General features: G+C 47.0%; 22 protein-coding genes and 1 pseudogene. 15 read left to right on the top strand and 8 right to left on the bottom strand.

Annotated features, from left to right (window positions below; all coding sequences use genetic code 11):
• Positions 1-126: 126 nt before the first annotated feature.
• The gene (locus KGF65_RS09330; RefSeq protein WP_216748087.1) at positions 127-1,350 is read right to left on the bottom strand and encodes an MFS transporter; all 1,224 of its coding nucleotides are present in this window, start codon (positions 1,348-1,350) and stop codon (positions 127-129) included.
• 1,217 nt (positions 1,351-2,567) lie between these two features.
• On the opposite strand from KGF65_RS09330, the gene KGF65_RS09325 reads away from it, so the two are divergent.
• Positions 2,568-3,941, top strand: coding sequence for a cytosine permease (locus KGF65_RS09325; protein WP_216748088.1), 1,374 nt, complete (start codon positions 2,568-2,570; stop codon positions 3,939-3,941).
• A 45-nt stretch (positions 3,942-3,986) separates the two neighbouring features.
• Positions 3,987-4,373 carry a DUF1398 family protein gene (locus tag KGF65_RS09320; protein WP_225083454.1) on the top strand — a complete coding sequence of 129 codons (387 nt, stop codon included), beginning with the start codon at positions 3,987-3,989 and terminating at the stop codon, positions 4,371-4,373.
• Positions 4,374-4,600: 227 nt separating this feature from the next.
• Here the strand turns inward: KGF65_RS09320 and KGF65_RS09315 are convergent, their stop codons facing one another.
• The 5 genes from KGF65_RS09315 to KGF65_RS09295 all read right to left on the bottom strand — a co-directional run bounded on the left by KGF65_RS09315 (position 4,601) and on the right by KGF65_RS09295 (position 8,045).
• Complete coding sequence (locus tag KGF65_RS09315; RefSeq protein ID WP_101874167.1) at positions 4,601-4,894, bottom strand: hypothetical protein; 294 nt, start codon at positions 4,892-4,894, stop codon at positions 4,601-4,603.
• 44 nt (positions 4,895-4,938) lie between these two features.
• Positions 4,939-5,121, bottom strand: a complete 183-nt coding sequence (locus KGF65_RS09310; protein WP_216748089.1) for a hypothetical protein — start codon at positions 5,119-5,121, stop codon at positions 4,939-4,941.
• A gap of 303 nt (positions 5,122-5,424) precedes the next feature.
• Positions 5,425-6,858: a DHA2 family efflux MFS transporter permease subunit gene (locus KGF65_RS09305; RefSeq protein ID WP_088770526.1), complete on the bottom strand. Its 1,434-nt coding sequence runs from the start codon at positions 6,856-6,858 to the stop codon at positions 5,425-5,427.
• Positions 6,859-7,098: 240 nt separating this feature from the next.
• Entirely contained in the window at positions 7,099-7,248 is a 150-nt protein-coding gene (locus KGF65_RS09300; RefSeq protein WP_157685985.1) for a hypothetical protein, read from the bottom strand.
• A 380-nt stretch (positions 7,249-7,628) separates the two neighbouring features.
• Positions 7,629-8,045: a zinc ribbon domain-containing protein gene (locus KGF65_RS09295; RefSeq protein WP_101874166.1), complete on the bottom strand. Its 417-nt coding sequence runs from the start codon at positions 8,043-8,045 to the stop codon at positions 7,629-7,631.
• Positions 8,046-8,248: 203 nt separating this feature from the next.
• On the opposite strand from KGF65_RS09295, the gene KGF65_RS09290 reads away from it, so the two are divergent.
• The 7 genes and pseudogenes from KGF65_RS09290 (at position 8,249) to KGF65_RS09260 (ending at position 15,704) form a co-directional block, all read left to right on the top strand.
• A complete protein-coding gene (locus KGF65_RS09290) occupies positions 8,249-8,521 on the top strand; it encodes a hypothetical protein (RefSeq protein ID WP_088770527.1) in 273 nt (90 codons plus the stop codon).
• Between the two features lie 165 nt (positions 8,522-8,686).
• On the top strand, positions 8,687-9,115 hold the full coding sequence (locus KGF65_RS09285; protein WP_082230207.1) for a CopY/TcrY family copper transport repressor: 429 nt from the start codon (positions 8,687-8,689) through the stop codon (positions 9,113-9,115).
• Positions 9,116-9,352: 237 nt separating this feature from the next.
• Entirely contained in the window at positions 9,353-11,392 is a 2,040-nt protein-coding gene (locus KGF65_RS09280) for a heavy metal translocating P-type ATPase (RefSeq protein WP_105923360.1), read from the top strand.
• A 96-nt stretch (positions 11,393-11,488) separates the two neighbouring features.
• Positions 11,489-12,474 (top strand): annotated as a pseudogene (locus tag KGF65_RS17420) (choloylglycine hydrolase family protein).
• A 284-nt stretch (positions 12,475-12,758) separates the two neighbouring features.
• Positions 12,759-13,436: a VIT family protein gene (locus tag KGF65_RS09270; protein ID WP_088770530.1), complete on the top strand. Its 678-nt coding sequence runs from the start codon at positions 12,759-12,761 to the stop codon at positions 13,434-13,436.
• Positions 13,437-13,462: 26 nt separating this feature from the next.
• Positions 13,463-14,161 (top strand): VIT family protein, encoded by a 699-nt coding sequence (locus KGF65_RS09265; protein ID WP_088770531.1) that lies wholly within the window; start codon positions 13,463-13,465, stop codon positions 14,159-14,161.
• A gap of 655 nt (positions 14,162-14,816) precedes the next feature.
• Entirely contained in the window at positions 14,817-15,704 is an 888-nt protein-coding gene (locus KGF65_RS09260; RefSeq protein ID WP_050338367.1) for a DMT family transporter, read from the top strand.
• 81 nt (positions 15,705-15,785) lie between these two features.
• Here the strand turns inward: KGF65_RS09260 and KGF65_RS09255 are convergent, their stop codons facing one another.
• The gene (locus KGF65_RS09255; RefSeq protein ID WP_050338307.1) at positions 15,786-16,244 is read right to left on the bottom strand and encodes a GNAT family N-acetyltransferase; all 459 of its coding nucleotides are present in this window, start codon (positions 16,242-16,244) and stop codon (positions 15,786-15,788) included.
• Between the two features lie 515 nt (positions 16,245-16,759).
• Positions 16,760-17,398 carry an SDR family oxidoreductase gene (locus tag KGF65_RS09250; protein ID WP_050338308.1) on the bottom strand — a complete coding sequence of 213 codons (639 nt, stop codon included), beginning with the start codon at positions 17,396-17,398 and terminating at the stop codon, positions 16,760-16,762.
• Between the two features lie 166 nt (positions 17,399-17,564).
• Between KGF65_RS09250 and KGF65_RS09245 the strand changes: the two genes are divergently transcribed.
• The 6 genes from KGF65_RS09245 to mutY all read left to right on the top strand — a co-directional run bounded on the left by KGF65_RS09245 (position 17,565) and on the right by mutY (position 21,154).
• Positions 17,565-17,708, top strand: a complete 144-nt coding sequence (locus KGF65_RS09245; protein ID WP_003639947.1) for a hypothetical protein — start codon at positions 17,565-17,567, stop codon at positions 17,706-17,708.
• 261 nt (positions 17,709-17,969) lie between these two features.
• A complete protein-coding gene (locus tag KGF65_RS09240; RefSeq protein WP_225083458.1) occupies positions 17,970-18,308 on the top strand; it encodes a hypothetical protein in 339 nt (112 codons plus the stop codon).
• Between the two features lie 94 nt (positions 18,309-18,402).
• Positions 18,403-18,846, top strand: a complete 444-nt coding sequence (locus tag KGF65_RS09235; protein ID WP_003639944.1) for an Hsp20/alpha crystallin family protein — start codon at positions 18,403-18,405, stop codon at positions 18,844-18,846.
• 233 nt (positions 18,847-19,079) lie between these two features.
• Positions 19,080-19,586, top strand: a complete 507-nt coding sequence (locus KGF65_RS09230) for a putative immunity protein (RefSeq protein ID WP_003639943.1) — start codon at positions 19,080-19,082, stop codon at positions 19,584-19,586.
• A 34-nt stretch (positions 19,587-19,620) separates the two neighbouring features.
• Complete coding sequence (locus KGF65_RS09225; protein WP_003639942.1) at positions 19,621-19,986, top strand: hypothetical protein; 366 nt, start codon at positions 19,621-19,623, stop codon at positions 19,984-19,986.
• Positions 19,987-20,053: 67 nt separating this feature from the next.
• On the top strand, positions 20,054-21,154 hold the full coding sequence (gene mutY / locus KGF65_RS09220; protein ID WP_105923948.1) for an A/G-specific adenine glycosylase: 1,101 nt from the start codon (positions 20,054-20,056) through the stop codon (positions 21,152-21,154).
• The last annotated feature ends 24 nt before the right edge of the window (positions 21,155-21,178 follow it).

The following is a 21,178-nucleotide window of genomic DNA, read 5'->3' as shown; positions in this document are numbered from 1 at the left end:
AATTGGCTAAGTTCAGCGAATATCATCAGGTCGAATCGCTAAATCGGAAGTTTCCCAAACTGACGCCACTAGCCGATTAAACGGTATTCCAGCAGTGCGTCTAGTTTGTGTCAGCTTTTAAACAAACTAACTCACTGAACGTTTCGCAAACGGATGGCGCATGCTAGGAATGAAAATCAGGACGCCGATGAAGTTGAGCAGTAACGATAGGGCGGTAAAGATGAAGACGCCATTGTAATCGAACCAGCCCGAGACGGCCCCACCAAGTAAGGAGCCCAGCATACTGCCAGCTGCTTGGAAGGACTGATTCCAGCTGAAGATCGTTCCCGTCAGTTCACGCGGCGTATTCTTGGATAAGAGCGTTTGAACGGTCGGGAAGAGCGCACCATCAGAGATTCCAATCATGAACCGCAGTAGGCCCAACGTCCAGACGCTTGAGACGAACCCTTGAGGGAAGTACATCAAGATGGCGAACACGAAGCCAAAGACGAGAATCCGGTCTGCACCCCGGTGATCACCCAGCCGACCGAGTCGCGGTGCGGAAAGTAGCGTTGAAATCCCGGGAAGCGCGGCGATGATACCGGCCACCACCGTGATTGGACCAACGTTATGCATCAGTTCTTTGACATACAGACTAATAATCGGGGTAATCGAGTTGTTACCCATTTGAATAATCATCGTTGAGACAAGTAAGGTGATAATTAGGGTTGGATTTTTAAACTGACTGAGGAGGCTGTCTTCACGTTTAGTAGCAGTGACATCGCTAGGCTTGAAGTTCTCGTGAACGAGCGTCAAGCTTAACACGAAGACGATCAGTAATAGAATCCCCGTGATAATAAAGGTCAGGCGGATCGAGAAGACTTGCGCGAGCACCCCACCCAGAATCGGGCCAATCAGGTTGCCAGAAACATAGCCGGTCGTTAGGATCCCAATCGCCGTCCCGCTGTTTTCCTTGGGCGTTTCTGTCGCAATTAAGGCACTGGCATTGGGAATGTAGCCCGCGCAGAGCCCTTGCAGGAAGCGCAGTAAGATCAGTAGCCAGATATTATGTACGAAGCCCATAGCACCAATAACGAACGCCATCCCAAGTGAAGAGCGCAGTAACATGATTTTGCGGCCACGTCGGTCAGCAAGTTTGCCCCATAGTGGTGAAACGACGGCGACTACGAAAAAAGTCACCGCATAAGTGAGTCCACTGTACATCGTCAATTCATTTTTCGAAAAATCTCCCATTTGCCCGACGTATAGCGATAAGAACGGCATAACTTCGGAAAATCCCATGCCGGCGATAAACGTTCCAAGCCAGAGTACGGCTAGGTTACGCCGCCAACCAGTTAATGCTCCCTTCACAAGTGTCACTTCCTTAATAAGTTGATTAAGATTATCTTAATGCCATTTTAGGTTTTGTGCAATTAATGATCTTGGTCTGTCATGAATCATGCCAGTTGGTGGATTCCTGTTCGTCAGCCGATGCGCGCCTTATTCCGACCTCCGGGGCTGGCTGACAACGCTGGAACAGGGCGGACATCGATTTGAACTCACGCAGAAACCCACTGCGCAATTTCAAATACGAGTCTTCTTCTAGCCCGGGAAAACCACCCGGACAAGAAGAACTTCGCCCTTGAGCATTGTCAGCCAGCCCCTACAGTCGGGAACCCGCTCGAATGGCAGATGAACGGCCACTTATCTGGGTGCAATTGACCACTGAATATTCGGTGGCTGGTCCTTCAAGCAAACTTTTTGAATCAATATTGATGATGCTTATTTACCGGTAAGGTCGTTTGAAGATTAGTGCTTAACTCAGATTTACGATGAGCTGATAAAAATAGCCATTTTTGGTGAATCTAGGGCTTTAGCAGCTATGTCAACGAGAGAAAGTTCTATCAATGTTCAGTGATGCGGACTAAAAATACGGATAGGCAACTTCGATATTCCCAAAAACTAGTCTGACCGTTAAATATCAAAATAGCTGTCCACTAAGAATCAACGAACAGTTCATCGAAAGTTGGGTCCGTAAATGTCCGCCTTTCGAATAGGATCCCGGCTGGAAGGTATTCTGGGCAAGGCCCAGTGGTGAAATTTCACTTAGCAAGCGTCTTTTGCTTGGTTAGTGAAAGACCAGTATTTAAGACGTGGGTTGTCGGCTTAAATCTGTGTCCACCACGTTCCGGCCATTGCCCAGAATGCCTGGAAGCCGGCTAGGACGAGCATACCGCTACATGTTTACGGTAACTCGCACTATTTCCAGCGGGTCTCAGCTGGCAGCCCTTGAACTTAGAAAAATAGCATGATTTAATCATGATTCATGATAAACTAACTAGCACACTGCGCAGTTGAGTGTGTCCGGGTATTAGCCACATTATCAATCAAGAGGGGAGATTCAAGTGAGTACCAAACTCATTTGAATCTCTTTTTGCGCCAGCAATCATAGAATACACGAGTTAACTTGCGCCAAAAAATCCCTCACCATGGGACGATAGGATGCACACGAATTATTGGTCAAATAGACTTGACCAGCCGTCCCTAAAAAAACTACAATGGAAAACATTGTAGAAAGGGTGAACGATGTGCAACAAGAGTCGAAGTATCAAATTGAAGTGGTGGCGCCTAAGCACCGACACATGTCCAATTGGGATATGTTTGCAACCTGGATTGGCGCTAATGCCAATAATGGTACGTGGTACGTTGGTGGCGTGTTAGCCGCGTGCGGGTTATTGACTGCTCTAAAAGTGATTGTGGCATCGTCCGCGCTGTCGTATTTATGCTTGTCGTTGGTCGGTTTTATGGGGTACAAGACCGGGGCGGCAACAATGAGTTTGATTCGGGGTTCCTTTGGCGTTCGGGGGAGTTATGTGCCGTCATTCGTGAACCTCACCCAGTATATTGGCTGGACCGCGGTGAATACGTTTATCGCGGCAACATCCGTGAGTTACCTATTACATGATCTAGTAGGTTGGCCCGTTTACGGGAAGCCTGGCGGGGCGAAAGGCTTGATTTTGGGCATTATCGTCATGAGTATCCTGCACCTGCTCAGTGTCTCGGTCGGCCAACGCTCTGTCCAAATGATTGAGCGTATCGGCATTATTCTAGTTATTTTGTTTGTCTTATGGGAGACGGTCGTCGTCTTTCAAACGGTCTCAATACATGACCTGTTAACTTGGCGCGCTCCAACGCATTTGCACATGACGGCAGGCGCTGGTATGGACACGTTAGCAGCTTTTAACTTATCATGGGTCACCGCGGGCGCTGACTTTACCCGGTTTACCCGCAAACGGAGCGGCGCGACTGGTATGCCATTCTTGGGGGCTTTTACAGGCTTGTTCTGGTTTGCCTTCATCGGTCTCGCCGCAACCATCAGTATTGCCATTACTTCGGGGGCTTATGATCCCAATAACTCTGACCCTAGCACGATTGCGAGTCGGTTAGGCTTGGGCGTACTTGCCTTACTGGTCATCGTCTTAACGAGTATGACGGCCAACGCGGTCAACCTGTTGGCGGCAGGGTCTGCGCTATCCAACATTTTCCCACGGATTCGCTTACGACCGGCGTTATGGGCAGTGACGATCATTGCAACGCTGGTGACGCTGATTCCACTCGTGATGGGGAGTTTCTTGGACGCTTTTACGGCGTTCTTGGACTACATCGGGATGGTGCTCGGGCCGATGATCAGTGTGATGCTGGTCGACTTCTATTGGCGGCATCGTCAACACTATGATGTGAACGAACTAGCTAGTTCTAAGGGCCAATATTGGTATCATCATGGCATCAATTGGATTGCACTCCTCTGCTGGGTCTTAGGCGTGGTGATTTATCTGTTGCTCAAACAACTGCCTTGGATTGCGACTTTCACGGGAGCCACGTTCATCGACATGGTCATCATCGCTGTGATTTACATGGGTTTGATGCGAATTTGCTATCCGTTGACTGCCAAACAAGGCTAATTGGACTACAATGGAGGAGTAAACGAAATTAGAACGAGGGGTGTCATGATGTTTAAATTAACTGAAATTGACGACGTGTTAACTAATTTGGGTGACCATGCTGACTTTGCCACGATTGCCAAGAAGGAAGCCGACCTGGGTGTTCAACATTTTCAATACAATGTTGAAACTGGTGCGACGACTTATTTTGGTGAGAACGGCTACCTAGTAGAACGCCGGACCAATGGTATCGAAGGTATTGTTCAACCTGAAGAAGACGCTGCGGCCGTTGAAAAAATTGCCAAGCAGTACGTGTCTGGTGAAATGGCGCTAGCGGACGCTGTTAAGCATTTTGCGAGTGCCGGGTGTCAGGCGTGGACGGCCAACTTAAAACGTCAGGTCATCAATTTTACCGGTAAAGAAGGCAAAATTATGGCAACCGTCAGCTTTTAAATTGAAGCAAGCGAACTAAAAGGCAGTTTTCGTGATTCCCTAGTGAAAGGGAAGACGAAAACTGCCTTTTTTGACGGTATTTATTAGTTGCGGGGCTTGTACGGGTTTAATTGCAGTGCCAGTTCCGGCCATAGTCATGTGTCCTGAAAATTCGTTGTGCCGGCTAAGGTCGCATAGACACCGTGGTGCATCAGTTTTGACTAGCTGAAACCAGCGCCAAGCCCGGTTTAATAGCCGGCTTGATGATATTGTTTGCTCAATCGACGTTCCAAACTGAGTAACGTCAATGGACTGAGTTTGCGTAGTTGGTCTGAATCGTAGCGCATGACTAATTGTTCAGGGCTATTGATCGTAATGCTGGTCACGCCATCTAAGCCTTGGAACGCCTGTTGAATGGACCGTTGAAGTTCCGGGTGTTGTGGCCAGACTGGCGACGTCAGCATCACTAAACCGTGTTCGGGGTGCTGGTAAGTCACATGGTATTTGTTGAGATAGCGTTGAAACATTTCTTCTGGATTCATAGCTCCTCCTTTAGTGATATGACAGTCAGCGACAAACTTGGTGGTTACATGCCGAACCAGACGACCCAACCGAAGAAGGCGACCAATCCGACGAGTAAGAGTGTGATCAGTGCCCAAATCGTCCCAGCGATTTTAGCCCGCTGACGATAGTAGTGTCCACTGAGAACGCCACATAAAACGGCCAAGATGAGGCTAGTGCCAATAATCAAACCAATTGTAAGTTCCATAAATAGTATTCGACTCCTCACATTATCAATTTAATTGTGCAGGAAAAGTCAGTAAAGTGCAATTATTTATCAGGATTATTTCTAGTTATAATTCCTAATAATGGCCTTTGTGATAAATTAATTTATTAACAGGAGTAGCTCCTAATTGTTATGACGAACAAAAATCCCGCCGAATCTAGCCGTGTTGTGCTGATTCGACGGGATTTTACTAATTGTTAGTCAAACGATTAGAAGTTATTTTTAATGTGCCTTCAAATGGGCAATTTAGCATTGCATTCAGCACATGTTTTAAAATATGGCGCCTTATTTAGCCGTCTTCTTAGAGAGCCGGGTTGCAAGCAACAGACCAACGAAGGCTAAGACTAAGGTGAAGTAGAAGCCATAGTGGGCACCGTTAACAAACGCGCCGGCAGCTTGATGACCGCCGTTGCTGTAGTATGCGGCTTGGCCGATACCTAAGAGACTCGTCGCAAGAGCAGTTGAAATCGCACCAACGACTTGTTGTAAGGTGTTCATGATGGTACTACCATCCGCAGCGATTGGACCAGTCAATGAGTTCAACCCATGGGTCTGCGATGGTGACATGGCAAGTGGTGCCCCAATCATTAAGACGACGTGGGCTAAAATCACGTACCAAGTGGCCGTTTGTGTGCTGGTTAACGCAAGCATCAGCGCCCCAACCATGCAGATTAAGAAGCCGATCATTGCAGGTGTCCGAGCACCGACGGAGTCATATAACCGACCAGAAACGGCGGAAACAATCGCGTTTACCAAGCCACCAGGAAGCATGATGACCCCAGTCAAAGCAACTGGAATCAAGAGCCCTTTTTGGATGTACATTGGTAACAAGTACATGGCAGATAGGATGATTCCAAAGTCAATCATGACTAAGCTGGCACCAACCCGGAAACCAGGAATTGCGAAAGTTTTAAGGTTCAAAATTGGATTGTCCATCGTTAATTGACGATGAGCATACCAAGCGAGAATAACGATCCCGAGGGCCAGCGCACCTAAGACAGTTGCAGAGCCCCAACCTTGATCACTAGCCAGACTGACCCCAACAACTAGGCTCCCGAAACCGACCATGGATAAGAGGATCGATAAGAAATCAATCTTTGGCCGGGTAACAGGGGCGATGTTTTTGAGTGACGTTACGGCAAAGAGGAAGGCGATGATCAAGAATGGAATAAAAATCCAGAAGATCCAACGCCATGAAGCAACCCCTAAGACGACCCCAGCTAAAGTAGGACCAACCGCGGGGGCGAACATGATAACTAGTCCGACCATCCCCATGGCGGCACCTAACTTATAAGGCGGGAAGATTTGCATGGCAACCGTGAACATTAGTGGCAGAATCAAGCCAGTTGCGATCCCTTGAATCATTCGACCGAATAATAGCACGCCAAAACCAGGTGCGGACGCTGAAATAATTGCCCCAACGGCAAAGTCGATCAGCGCAAATAGAATCACTTGACGAGTCGTAAACCACTTTGTAATTAAACTAGATAGTGGGAGAACAATCCCAATCATGAGCATGTATCCGGTTACTAACCACTGAACAGTAGCAGTCGTTACATGAAGCTGAGCCATCAATTGAGGCAGGGCGATGTTCAATGACGTTTCACTGAACATCCCAACAAAGCCACCAATTAACATTCCCATCATGGCTAGCATTGGATGGGCAACGGGAACCCGTGCTTGTTGTTTTGCTTGCGGGTTACTTTGAACTGAATCCATTATCTTTTTCACACTCACTTTCCTAAACAATGGGTTAGCATACCAGATAATTAATTTTTTCGTAAGTATTTTTTCTGAAAAGGTATAATTATTTTTTTGTAAGCGTTTTAATTGACCGTGTTAGGAATTTAGTGAGTAGCAAGATACAACAGTTCGCACCCGATACTTGTGCCCGTTACCAGTTGAGCTGGGACGGGCAAATATTGGGTGCGACTAGAAAATTAATGACTATTTTTCAAATCAAACTAAATAGATGAAGAGGACTAGCAGGCAGAGGGCGATGATTAGTGCGAGCACCGCCGCAAACTTGGACGTTTTGTAGTGCTTGATGCCAAGATAGCCAAAGCCTAAAAATCCTAGAAAAGCTAAAATCATTATCCAAAATCCCATGAAGAGACCTCCAATTTATGGTTATTACTAATAGGTGGGGCGAATATCGCAGATAAAATTAGATGATAATATTCGTTATAGTAAAAACTAAACATATTATAACGCTATTTCAGCTTAAATTTGAAGCGCCGCATGTCAATCATCGTGACGTCGTTAAACATTGACATCTAATTGACGCTAAGTTTCTACATTCAGCGGCTGGATATGTCCGGTATTGCTGAAAGTCACACGAGTAATCGCCATAAACGCAAATGATACGCGAACGCTATACAATCATAGCGTTCGCGTATCATTTGTTCTTGACTATCATTCAGCCAAGTCGGATGTCAATTTTTCCAGACTGCCCGTATTCAAACGGACAACTAGTCACAGCGTCTAACTTAGACCTTCGCCTCAAACTGGTGGCCGCACTTCGGACAAGTAATGCGGACCCGACCGTGGTGGCGTGGAATACGAATTCGCTGATGGCACTGCGAACAGTAAAAGAACCGGTACTGCCAGTGCTGGGTGAGCGAATACTTGAGGCGGCTGAAGGGACGTGTCAGCGGTAGCCAAATGCGCTGAAAGCCGCGGTTGATGGCAACTTGGCGATAGATTTGCTTGGAGAACAGGCGCCAATAGCTGATCGCAATCAACAGGACGGCAATTAAGACCAGCCAGTTGAAGCGCACGAAAAAGCTAATAATTAGTAGTAGTAATGCTAAATAGTTGAGAAAGCGATTCAAGGTATCGTTTTGCCCATAACGACCGCGCATCCATAATTGGAGGCGTTGTAAGAATTTAGAATTTGGTTTCAAATCGTGAACCCCCGTCACTAAAATAGTTAATATTAGGTAGCATAACACATTTTTTACCAGATTAATGGTACCAGTTGACTAGAATAACGGTGTATACTTATGCATATTATCATGTGTTGTGTCTGGCGGGTGAGTTTCACTGCTTTTTGCCTACCAATATTTCAGATACAACGCAGAGAAGATTATGATATCGAGGGAAGATCATGGCAATTCAAGCACATATTACACAAGCACAAGTACTCGACGCAATCAGTCGGGCCGCATTGACGTTGGACAGTCACAATCCAGAACAAGCGGGATTACAACAACTACTCAATGAGTTTCGGCAAACTTTATTACATACGAATGGACAGACGGCGACGACCGTGCTGTATCACGGTAAACTGACCAGTTATCTGTTGCAACACGCCGGCAATTATCCGACGAGTGTGACGACCTTGGCGACGCTACTCGACCAATTCGTGGCGGCCCAATAATAATGGTGTGGTGGTTTTGACCGCCTGAAGCTTAAATTTGATAGGGGTCATTATTCATCGGGTGCGAAAAGGGTTATGATAAGTAGGACGGAAGTTTAAAATTGCTTTTATTCGTTTACGTTTGTAAACTGTAATTAACTTCATTAGAGAAAGGTGGTCAAACCATTGGAAGCACAGACGAAAATCGAAATCAGTGATGCTGAATGGGAAGTCATGCGGGTTGCTTGGACATTGGGGAATGTGACCAGTAGCCAAGTCGCCGAAGTCATGGCCGATAAGATGGGCTGGAAGACAGCCACGGTCAAGACATTGCTGGGCCGGTTAGTGAAAAAAGGCGCGTTGCGGGCTGAAAAGAGTGGTCGGGCGTTTACTTACTATCCGATGGTTGAAGAACAGCCATCCATGGATGAAGCCGTCAAGACACTGTTCGGCCATTTATGTCAGATGCGGGTCGGTCAGACGTTGACCGATTTGATCAGTGAGACTGAATTAAGCCAGACAGACATCGCCGCGCTACAAAAAGTCTTAGCCGAAAAAGCCGAGCACGCGCCCGAAATGGTCGAGTGTGACTGCGTTCCCGGGACGCGGTGCTAACAACGGCAAGTCTAAAATTCTTACGCCAATCAGTCGCGAGTTTTAATCATGAAAAAGTAACGGTAGTCCCTAAATCAGCGGGGGCTACCGTTTTTTTGTGCCACCAGTATGCCCATTTTTTCCGTTAAGTCCGCTGATTACCATAAAAAGTGTTTTCCTTGACTTTTATCGTCTACAATTGTAAACTCAAACTGTAAATTACAAATGTAGACGTACGACATTGGGGAGGATAAACTTATGAAGGATATGGATATGCAACACATGCAGCATCATGATAGCCATGATATGGGTGACATGGATATGGGCAATGGCGAGATGATGCACATGGGCAACTTAAAGTTGAAGTTTTGGGTGTCGCTGATTTTGACGATTCCAATTGTTGTGATGAGTCCGATGATGGGGATGCAGTTGCCGTTTCAAGTCGTCTTTCAACCGTGGTCCGATTATCTGGTCGCAATTTTAGGAACGATTTTGTTCATTTATGGTGGGCAGCCGTTCTTTAGTGGCGCCAAAGCTGAACTTAAAAACCGGAAGCCAGCGATGATGACCCTGATTACGATGGGGATCAGCGTGGCTTATATCTATAGTATTTACGCGGTGATTGCGAATGATATTTTGCACACTAAGCCAATGGTGACGGACTTCTTCTGGGAACTCGCCACGTTGATCGTCATTATGTTGTTGGGCCATTGGATCGAAATGAACACGGTCATGAACGCTGGTTCGGCCGTGGATAAACTGGCGAAGTTGCTTCCAAGTACCGCGCATAAGTTGGTGGATGGCCAAGTAAAAGACGTGCCGATTGCGGACTTAGTCGAAGGTGACCGCGTTCAAGTTCGAGCGGGTGAACAGATTCCCGCAGACGGGACGGTTGAGAGTGGCGCGACGAGTGTCAATGAAGCAATGGTTACTGGTGAAGCAAAGTTAGTTGAAAAACGGCGTCAGGATCAAGTTGTCGGTGGCTCCGTCAATGGTGACGGTACGTTTGAAATGACGGTCACCGGGACTGGTGAATCCGGTTATTTGGCTCAAGTGATGAAGCTCGTTAGTGACGCGCAAGCAGCCAAGTCGTCACAAGAAAATATGGCGGATAAGGTTGCGGGACTGCTCTTCTACGCGGCACTGACCGTTGCCATCGTGGCCTTTATCGTTTGGCTACTGGTCGGCAACCTGGCCTTAGCCTTGTCGATTGCCGTGACCGTCCTCGTGATTGCCTGCCCGCATGCGTTGGGGTTGGCGATTCCCTTAGTCGTTGCCCGTAGTACGGCGATTGCAGCGAGTCACGGTCTCTTGATTCGTAATCGGGACGCAATGGAACAAGTCAACAAGCTGAACTACGCCTTAATGGATAAGACGGGGACGCTGACGGCCGGTAATTTTAAAGTTTCCGAGTATCAGAGTCAGACGGATGAGTTGACTGACGACGCCGTCTTAGCAATGATGGCCGGTTTAGAAAATGGCTCCAGTCATCCGCTCGCTGTCGGCATCTTAGCGGCGGCTAAGGAACAGCAAGTCACACCTAAATCCGCCACGGATGTTCATCAGATTACCGGTGTCGGACTCAGTGGGACGATTGACGGGCACACTTATCAAATCGTCTCCGCCGCTTACCTTGACAAGCAACATCTGTCTTACGATAAGCAAACCTTTGACCGTTTAGCGAGTGCCGGGAACTCCGTTAGTTTCTTGATTCAAGATACCGCGGTCCTCGGCTACGTCGCACAGGGTGACCAGATCAAACCAGAAGCGGCGCATTTGATCAAGAGCTTGAAAGCCCAACAGATCACGCCCGTCATGTTAACGGGGGACAATCCGCAGAGTGCCCAAGTCGTTGCGCATCAATTGGGGATTGAAGAGGTCCACGCAGGTCTCTTGCCAGAAGATAAAGCTAAGTTGGTCCAACAGTATCAGGCTGACGGCAGCCACGTGATGATGATTGGTGATGGGGTCAATGATGCACCAAGCCTGGCGCGAGCGGATATTGGGGTCGCGATTGGTTCTGGGACGGACGTTGCGATTGATTCGGCGGACGTGGTGTTAGTCAAAAGTAATCCGAATGATGTCGTCGACTTCTTAGCACTAGCCCGGCAAACGACCCGCAAAATGGCGCAAAACCTATGGTGGGGTGCCGGATACAACGTCATCACTATCCCGTTAGCAGCCGGAATCTTAGCACCACTCGGCTTCATTTTGAACCCGATGGTCGGCGCGGTCGTCATGTCTTTAAGTACAATTATCGTTGCCATCAATGCGATGACGTTGCGGTTGCGTGATTGAAATAAACTGATGACCGTAAATTAATTCGTGCAAATACGTGTTTCGCTGGGTTTAAGATGCTAAAATGATAGTATTTAAATCAAGGATGTGAAACCTATGTGTACTAGTTTAACGATTCAAACCACGGCGGGTGATCAATTTTTAGCACGCACCATGGACTTTGCTTTTGAACTTGGTGGTCGGCCAGTCGCCATTCCTCGCAACCACCACTTTAGCAGTGTCACGAACGCCGATGGGTTTGACGCGCCCTACAGCTTTGTCGGGACCGGCCGTAATTTGAACGGCTACGTCTTCGTGGACGGGGTCAATGAACACGGCGTAAGTGCGGCCGCATTGTATTTCTCAGGCCAGGCTCACTTTGCACAACAGGCGAAAGCCGATAAGCTGAACCTCGCCCCACACGAAGTTTTGATGTGGATTTTGGGGAATGTCAAGAGCGCCGCAGAACTAGGCGACCGGTTGGCAAGCTTAAACGTGATGGAAGCTGCGGCACCGCTGCTCAACATCGTGGTGCCATTACACTGGATCATCAGTGATAAGAGTGGCGCAACGTACGTGCTAGAACTTGAAATGACGGTGTGCACTACATGGAAAACCCAGTCGGTGTCATGACTAACACTCCCGATTTCAACTGGCACTTAAAGAACCTGAGCAACTATGTCAACTTGCAGCCTGAACCACACCCAAGCCGTCAATACGGTGAACTGGAAGTCAATCCATTTGGACCTGGTACCGGTGCACTGGGTATGCCTGGCGATTATACTTCGGTTGCACGCTTCGTCCGGACCGTCTTCATGCGGCAACACACGGATGCCGTCGATACGGACGCTGAAGCCGTCAACGCGCTTTCGCACATGCTGAACTCGGTAGAAATTCCTAAGGGCGTGAAGATGCAAGCTAACGGGACGCCAGATTACACGCAGTATCGCGCCTACATGAGCATGAACGAACCAGCATTCTATATTCAACCTTATGCTGACCAGACGATTACGCGAGTGGAATTGACGCCAGAATTAATGACGGCTGCTAAACCAACTGAATTTGAACTTAAGACCACGCAACAATTTAATGAAGCTAACTAATTTAGTCGGCTGTTGATCAAGAAGAAGGGCTACCACTCAAAAATCATCGCGATTTTTGAGTGGTAGCTTTTTGTGTCCAATTAAGATCATTAGCGACAGTTTTGCGGTCCGTAACCGATAGATTGATTAACTTTAATAATAAAATGGTGGTACACTAGATTATGGTTTAGGGATACATAACTTATACTTGATAATGATTCCAAATAAGCCTTGCAATTCTCTGGAAAAAGATATAATATTTACTAGGTAAGAATGATTATAAAGTACGTACGGAGGCGGCAAACATGAAGAAGAAAATGTCCTTAGCACAACGAGTTAACGTGCTACGTGCAAGTGTTATGGGGGCTAACGACGGAATTCTTTCCGTTGCCGGTATTGTTGTTGGGGTCGCGGGGGCCACGACGAATAGCTTTTCGATTCTGATTTCCGGATTAGCAGGCATGCTTGCCGGAACGATTTCGATGGCAATGGGTGAGTACGTCTCCGTGAATACGCAGAAGGATTCGCAAAAAATGGCGATCGCCACGCAAAAGACGGCATTAGCCGATGACTATGAGGCGCAAGCAGATATGGTCGCGCAAAAGTATATCGAACAGGGCATCAGCGAACCACTAGCCCGACAAGCGACTCAGGAAATGATGGCTGAAGATGCCTTGTCGACGACGGTTCGGGAACGGTATGGCTTCAATCCGAATCAATTTATCAGCCCGTATGCAGCTGGGATTGCCTCGATGATTGCCTTTCCAACTGGCTCGATTCTGCCACTAGTCTCAATCACATTTTTCCCACCACATATCAAAGTGTTCGCCACGGTCATTGCGGTCGCCATTGCGTTAACCATTACGGGTTACGTGGCGGCGGTGCTCGGAAATGCCAATCGGCGTCAGGGAATGTTACGTAATGTGGTTGCCGGATTGTTAACGATGATCGTGACCTACTTTATCGGTCACTTATTTGCCTGATGAGTAGGGCCAAGGGGAGCGAGAATATGCAGTTAACGAATACAAAAACGAAAAAATCAAAACAAACGATGGATGAGAAGCTGAACTCACTACGGGCCGGCGTTCTCGGCTCCAATGATGGGATTTTGACGGTTGTCGGGGTGCTGTTCAGTGTTGCGGCGGCGACCACCAACCAATTTACGATTTTTATCGCCGGACTATCTGACCTGCTAGCCTGTGCGTTTTCGATGGCATCTGGCGAATACGCTTCTGTCAGCACGCAAAAAGATACGGAAAAAGCAGTCGTTGAAAAAGAACGGCAATTATTAAAGACGGACTTTGCGGGTGAATTACATGCAGTTCAACGCCACTATATGAACTTAGGCGTTACGGAAGCGACGTCGTTAGAGATTGCCAAGGATCTTTTATCAAAAAAGCCACTCGAAACCGTCGTCCGCGTTAAGTACGATATGGAACTCGGACACTATATGAATCCGTGGGACGCAGCTTTTGCTTCATTGTTTTCCGCTTCAGCCGGCGGTATTTTCCCACTATTTGCGATGACATTTGCGCCAGCACATCTACAGTGGCCCGCCACGATTATTGCGGTGTCCGTTGCGGTTGCCTTAACCGGATACTTATCCGCCGTGCTAGGTAAGGGTAACGTCAAAACTGCCGTTATCCGGAACGTGATTGTCGGGATTATTACGATGTTTATTCACTACTATGTTGGGACGTTATTTTAAAAAATAAATTACTGCTCATCTCATTTTGCCTGCCAACACTTGTCGGTCAAAATGAGTAGTGGCAGTATGTATTTGGGTCATGAAGATACCTCTATAAATTTTAGCCTCGTGCTAAAACTGTCGGTCTCCATGGTCTTTTTTTGTGCGTTCATGGGTGTGGTTCTTGATATTAAGATTTGCTACTGAGTTGGATTATTGTTCGTCAGCCGATGCGCGCCTTAGTCCGACTTCCGGGGCCGGCTGACAACGCTGGAACAGGGCGGACATCGATTTGAACTCACGCAGAAACCTACAATAGCAAGTTTACGCTAACTCGCACTTATTTCTCAGCGGGCCTCAGCTGGCTGTTTTTGAACTTAAGAATCGCTCTGTTTTAATCACGATTCATAAAAAGGTATCTAGCACGAATACATATTACTGATGAGTTGAACCAGTCTGAAGCAAGCAAACAGACTGGTTTAACTTTAACTTTTCTTAAAATGTTCGGTATTGACCGCTGTAGACGGTTGACTGCGGTAATTATGATAAATCTGGCCGAATCTTGCTAATAAACAAACGGTAATTTTCAGTGAGTTTTAATTTAGTCCCGGTATAATATTGCCATTAATTAAATTGAGGTAGAGCTAAATTGAAGAATACGACAACTAGCCGTTACATGAAAGGCATTATGTGGGCGATGCTCGCATCTACGCTTTGGGGAATCTCGGGAACGGTCATGCAATTTGTTTCCCAAAATCAGGCGATTCCGGCTGACTGGTTTCTTTCAGTGCGGACGTTATCCGCTGGTATCATCTTGTTAGCGATTGGTTTCGTGCAACGTGGAACCCAGATTTTTAAGGTGTTTAAATCCTGGGCTTCGATTGGGCAACTAGTTGCGTACGCAACGTTAGGCCTAATGGCGAACATGTACACGTTCTATATTAGTATTGAGAAGGGGACCGCGGCGGCTGCCACGATTTTACAATACCTGAGTCCACTATTTATCGTGTTAGGGACGTTGGTGTTTAAAAAGGAACTGCCCTTACGAACTGATCTGATCGCGTTTGGCGTCTCGCTACTGGGGGTCTTCTTAGCGATTACAAAGGGTAACATTCATGAATTAGCAATTCCAACGGATGCTCTCATCTGGGGGATTCTATCCGGGGTGACGGCCGCGTTATACGTGGTGTTACCACGGAAAATCGTTGCGGAAAACTCACCAGTCGTGATCCTTGGTTGGGGAACATTGATTGCCGGAATTCTGTTCAACCTATATCATCCAATCTGGGTTGGGGCGCCTAAAATCACGCCAACCTTGGTTACTTCGATTGGAGCCATCGTGTTGATTGGGACGATTTTTGCATTTTTATCATTACTGCACAGTTTGCAGTATGCGCCATCCGCAGTCGTCAGCATCGTGGATGCGGTCCAACCAGTTGTCACCTTTGTGCTAAGTATCATCTTCTTGAACTTGCAGGTGAGCTGGATTGAAATTCTCGGTTCATTATTGGTGATTGTTGCTATCTACATCTTGCAACAATATCGCAGTGACCCGCTTAACTAACTGAATTAACTAAAAATGGCGAACCTTGAGTAGTGTGCTCATTGGTTCGCCATTTTGATTGTTAGTATTAAGGGTGCGGTGCTACGCCAACACCAGCTTTTTGGCGGGGGCGTGCATCTTGATGACCTCAGCGCCCAAGTCCGTGTAAGGCTGGCCTTCAGCAATCAGCCCGAATTTTTCATAAAACTTGCGCACCTGGGTCTGAGCGTCGATTTCGATAGTCGCATCGCGATAATGGACTTTTAGAATGGCCATGACGTGGTTCATCAGTTGCTTGCCAAGGCCGGTTCCCCGGTAGTCGCTGTCAGTTGTGATGCGGCCAAACGAGACGATGCCCGCATGCTCATAGATGCGCGCGTAAGCCACTAAGCGACCATGATCGTAGGCAAAGACGTGGCGCGCCGTCAAGTCAGTGTCGTCGGGATCCTGATAAGACCGCGACTGTTCCTTAACAAATGTTTTAGCGCGTAGTTGGTAAATATCATGTAGTTGGGTCGTGGTTAGACCAGTAAATTGCTTAACGTACCATGTTAAATTCACGATGAAACCCTCCTTGAAAACTGACGCATTAATCGCCGGTTATTTTCAAATTGAGTCTACAATTTAACACGGGTATTGGCAGGCGTCAATCGTAAAGACCCGTGATTTGACGCGCTTTAGCGGCTGATTTTTTAATGAGATACGTGTGAGAAAGTGGATGCCGATATGACTTGATATTAGTCAGTTAATTGGCGATGGACGTCAGTTTGTTATTGAGATATTCTAATTTTTCTCATAAAAACAATGTTAGTGGTTCGCTTGTGGTGGCTACAAATTTCTAAATACTAGTACTTTTAGTGCGCCAGTGGATTTGACATTCACTTGGATGGTCCCAGCTCCAGCTAACTAGCTATTTGGAGATGGCGCGGCGGCTTATCTAACTAACTTTGCGGCACGCAGCTTAAAACTAAAGGACCTGCGACCGGTTGATGACGGCTTCGCAGGTCCTTTAGTTTTTTGAATCGGTGTTCGCTAATTTGATTAATCGCACACGTCGAATTGGATAGTCATTAAGCTCAATACCAAGCTGGTTTATCCCCATCAGTATTCGGCTTGTTGACGCCTAATGAAGCGCGAACACTGTTAGTTGGGTCTTGAATCAACTTGACCACGAGCGCTGCAATACTCTTGCGTGAAACCTCGGTCCCCTTGAAGGCGTCGTGACGCTGGGTCGTTTCGTAATCAATCTCGTCTTTATTCGTTAACCAGGCTGGCCGAATGATGGTGTAGTCGAGGTCGGAATTTTCCAAGACTTCGGCGGCCGCGTAATAGCGGGTGAGGTAATCGCCCAAGGTGGCGTTGTTCCATTCCCCGAACTTGCCCGGCACTTCATCGTAAATCCCTAAGGTTGAGATCCAAATGAGCCGTTTGAGACCGGTCGTATGCATCGCAGCTAAAATCGTTTCAGCTTGTTGCTTGATATTTTGACCAGCTAAGTTTGCGTAAACGACATCCTGACCAGCCATGGCCTGTGTCAATTTGGACTCGTCAGTGGTGTCACCATCAATAATCGTGACCCGCTCCGATTTTAAGGCCGCGACCCGCTCGCTATGACGTAAGTAAAGTGTCAGTTCATTGTCGGTTTCGGCCAGTAATTGTTGTTCGGCTAGCCGGGCAATTTGGCCCGCTGCCCCTAAGATTAGTACTTTTGACATGTAATCCCCTCCTGAACAACTTAACTGTAAACTTTATAATTACAGAATGCAAGTAAGCAGTTTCAAAAAAGTTGGATAAAAATTGTGCCACTTTTTGAATTTAGACCTATAATGAACATGTAGCGAAGATTAGTCTTCGCCGTCCAAGATAAAAGAGGCGATAATCATGGCACAAAAGCTTAGCAAGGAACAAAAAAAGGCTATGATTCAAAAAGCCGAAGAAGAACGTGCAAAGCATCCAAAGAAGAAGAGTGGCGTTTCCGGTTTCGAAACGATCGATGAAGATGCTAAAAAGTTATCTAACAGTTAATTATTAGCGTTATTCTTCAGTGAAGAGTGGGACTTAGGTCCTGCTCTTTTTATTTGCTGTAAAATCAGTTACGGTGCTGATTCGGGAAGAGTCCTACGCTCAGTTAAGCGCAACTTGGTACCACAATCATGAGTTAAAACGGCCAGCGTCATAACGGTTTGCAAACGCGGTCATTGTTGGCGGTAATCCAGATTTCATAACAATGGCTGTTCCCCGGTCCATGCAGTATAATAGCCCTAATCAATGATGGGGGTGACGTGTATGGATCAATTTACAACATTCATGGCACAATTGGACGCCGCATTAGCACAAGAGCAGCTGGCGCCTGCTGAGTTGGTGTTTGTGCCAGTGACCTTTAGTTTCCATGATCAGCACCTACACGTGGCAATTAATATGTTGCAGACTTCGTTCAATCAGGGTGACAATGCGTTTGGGGTCGCGGATATTCTGGACCGAATTCGGATGCTCGTTGGAATCGAGTTGGCTGATCGGCCGCAATCCCGTTGGCCGCGCAAAACGACCACGCAGGCAATGACGATCACACCGCACAAAATGGTCCGTGTGATTCCAGTCGATATGCAAGCGTATCGAGTCGACTGATTAGCACTCGATGCGTTAGAGTGCTAAATTGTTGCAATTTTGATGAAACTGCTTATGATTAAAACTGTAAACAAGTTGAAAGGGTGATTGCATAATGGCTAATGAAATGATGAATTGGCACAATGATTTATTCGATCGGTTGAATGACTGGACTAAGATGGATGATTTAGTTAATGGCTTAGGCCGCTCATTCTTAAATGTTGGTTCCCACGGTTCAGTATTGAAGACTGATATTAAGGAAACTGATGACCAATATACGATGAAAGTTGATGTTCCTGGGATCGATAAGCAAGATATTGCCTTGAAGTATCGTGATGGGACATTATCAATTGCCGTAAAACGCGACAGTATCAGTGATGAGAGCGACAAGGACGGCAATATCATTGCCAGTGAACGTCAAACGGGACGGTTCGGTCGGCAGTACTCATTACCAGACGTCGATGTTGATAAGGTCGAAGCACGTTATGAAAATGGTGTTTTACAATTGACCTTGCCGAAGAAAGCGGCTGCTGATACGCACCACATTGAAATTCAATAATTCGTTTCACAGAACGGCTGACCGGTAGTTATCGGTAGGTCGTTCTTTTCGTTGCTATAAGGGATAATGAAACGGTTACAAAAGTTTGTAAATTTTTTGTGAAATCTGGAATCAGATACTCACATCTTCGGCGGATTTCTGGTACAATTTAATCCTATCGAAAGTTAAGTGACACCATTTTTCGATAGTTGTTTAGTTTTGTTGTCGGATTTGTAAGAAAGTAGGAATGCGTGATGACGGAAGGTTTTAGACCGAGTCACCCTAAGATTGAGATTGACGATGACCCTGGAATACGGGCCCAAATCGAAGCTTTGACTGGTGAACTCTCACAACAACAATTGGCCAAATGGGCGTTGATTATCGCCAAGAAGGCCTTGCAATATGTTGATGACCAACAGAAATATGATCGGCAGTTACGGTTGGCAATCGATGCCAATGAGCTCTGGCAAGTGAACTTAGTGAGCGGCTATCAGGTGCGGCAAGCACTGGCCCGTCTCTCGAAGTTGGCTGCCAATACGACCAGCTCGATTGGTGCGGCAGCATTGGACTGTGTCCGGTGGGCCGTGGCATCTGCGGATGCGGATGAAAATGCCTTGCGAGCTTCCGACCAAGCAATCAAGTTGATTAATTTAACACAGCCGAACAATGCAGCGGCAGTTACTGCTGAACGTCAATGGCAGTATGAGCAATTAGCTGGACTGGCTGCAAATATCCAGCAAGGATTACGTCGTATGCTATAATCTTCACAGAGATCAAATTAGGTGGGGATAACTTATGGCAGCGGTACATGCAGAAGCAAAGGCGGAGTTGTTGCGTCAGTATCAAGAAATCGTAACGAAGTATTTAACCAATATTAAGGAAACGGTGGATGTTGAGGCGCATTTTGAATTAAAGAACGAACCGGGATTTAATTATTTTGTTGATTACTTATTTTTAGCGAACGTCTGTTACCAAGCTAGTTTGGATATTTTGAACAACGAGGATGACAAGTACCCAGAAATCAATAATCAATTAGCAACCGTGATTTTAAAATATCCAGAGTATCTGACATTAGCGGTATTTAACGCTGATTTTCAGGATGAAAGTGTCACTGACCATTATGAAAAGACGTTAGTTGACCTTGCACATACGTTAGATTAATAACTTAGAACGATAACGGCCGCGGACTTCGGATGACGAAGCACCGGGCCTTTTTTGGAGGAACGCAATGATTGAGTGGGATGCAGCAACCATTAAGGATTTTCAAACAACGCTACTGGCTTGGTTTGATGAAGAAGGCCGGGACTTGCCGTGGCGCCATGACCATGAGCCCTATCACGTCTGGGTATCGGAGATCATGCTACAACAGACGCAAGTTCAAACGGTGATCCCGTACTATCAGCGTTTCATGGCCCTATTTCCGACCATCGCCGATTTGGCAGCCGCCCCAGAATCCCAATTATTGAAAGCGTGGGAAGGGCTCGGTTACTACTCACGTGTGCGTAACATGCAACGGTGTGCCAACCAGCTGCTGACAGATTATGATGGGCAGTGGCCACGTACAGCGGCAGCGTTGACGGACCTGATTGGGATTGGCCCCTACACGGCGGGCGCGATTGCCAGTATCGCTTTTAATGAGCCGGTACCCGCCGTCGATGGTAATGCGTACCGTGTCTTTAGCCGCTTATTAAAAATCGACGCGGATATTGCCAAACCGCAGACCCGTGCGTTATTTGAGCAAGTGATTAGTCGGATTATACCGCATGACCGGCCAGGCGATTTTAACCAGGCAATCATGGATTTAGGGTCCAGTTACATGACGGCTCGCCAGCCAGACAGTGCGCATTCACCCGTCAAACGATTCAATCAAGCGTATTTGGATGGTGACGAGTTGGCGTATCCCGTCAAGACGAAGAAGCCCCGGCCCAAGCCAATCGCTTACGTCGCGGTGCTCGCTCAAATGCAGGACCACTGGTTGATGACGCAGCGGCCCAGCAACGGCATGTTAGCAAATCTATGGACGGTTCCCTTGATCCCCATTGAAGAGCTGGACTTGGATGAGGATTATCAGCCGGCTGATTTAGTTGCGGCAGTCGAGACCTATTTTAAACAAGAGTATCGCTTAACTTTGACGGCGCACTATCTGGACAAACGCCCCGTGACCCATACGTTTACCCACCAAAAATGGACGATCCAAGGGGTGGGTGGCGAAGTTATGTTAGGTGACTTAGCATACTTTGCGGGCAAGGCGGTGACAACTGCAGAACGGCAGCAATTACCGATGCCTAAGGTCCAGGAGAAGATTTTTACGCGATATTTGAGTGATTGATTCCGTAAACATTAAATACCTTTC

This window comes from Lactiplantibacillus sp. 30.2.29 (assembly GCF_018991255.1).
Taxonomy (GTDB): Bacteria; Bacillota; Bacilli; order Lactobacillales; family Lactobacillaceae; genus Lactiplantibacillus; species Lactiplantibacillus pentosus.
The sequence above is the reverse complement of the archived record's forward strand: the minus strand, read 5'-3'. Positions and strand labels throughout refer to the sequence as shown.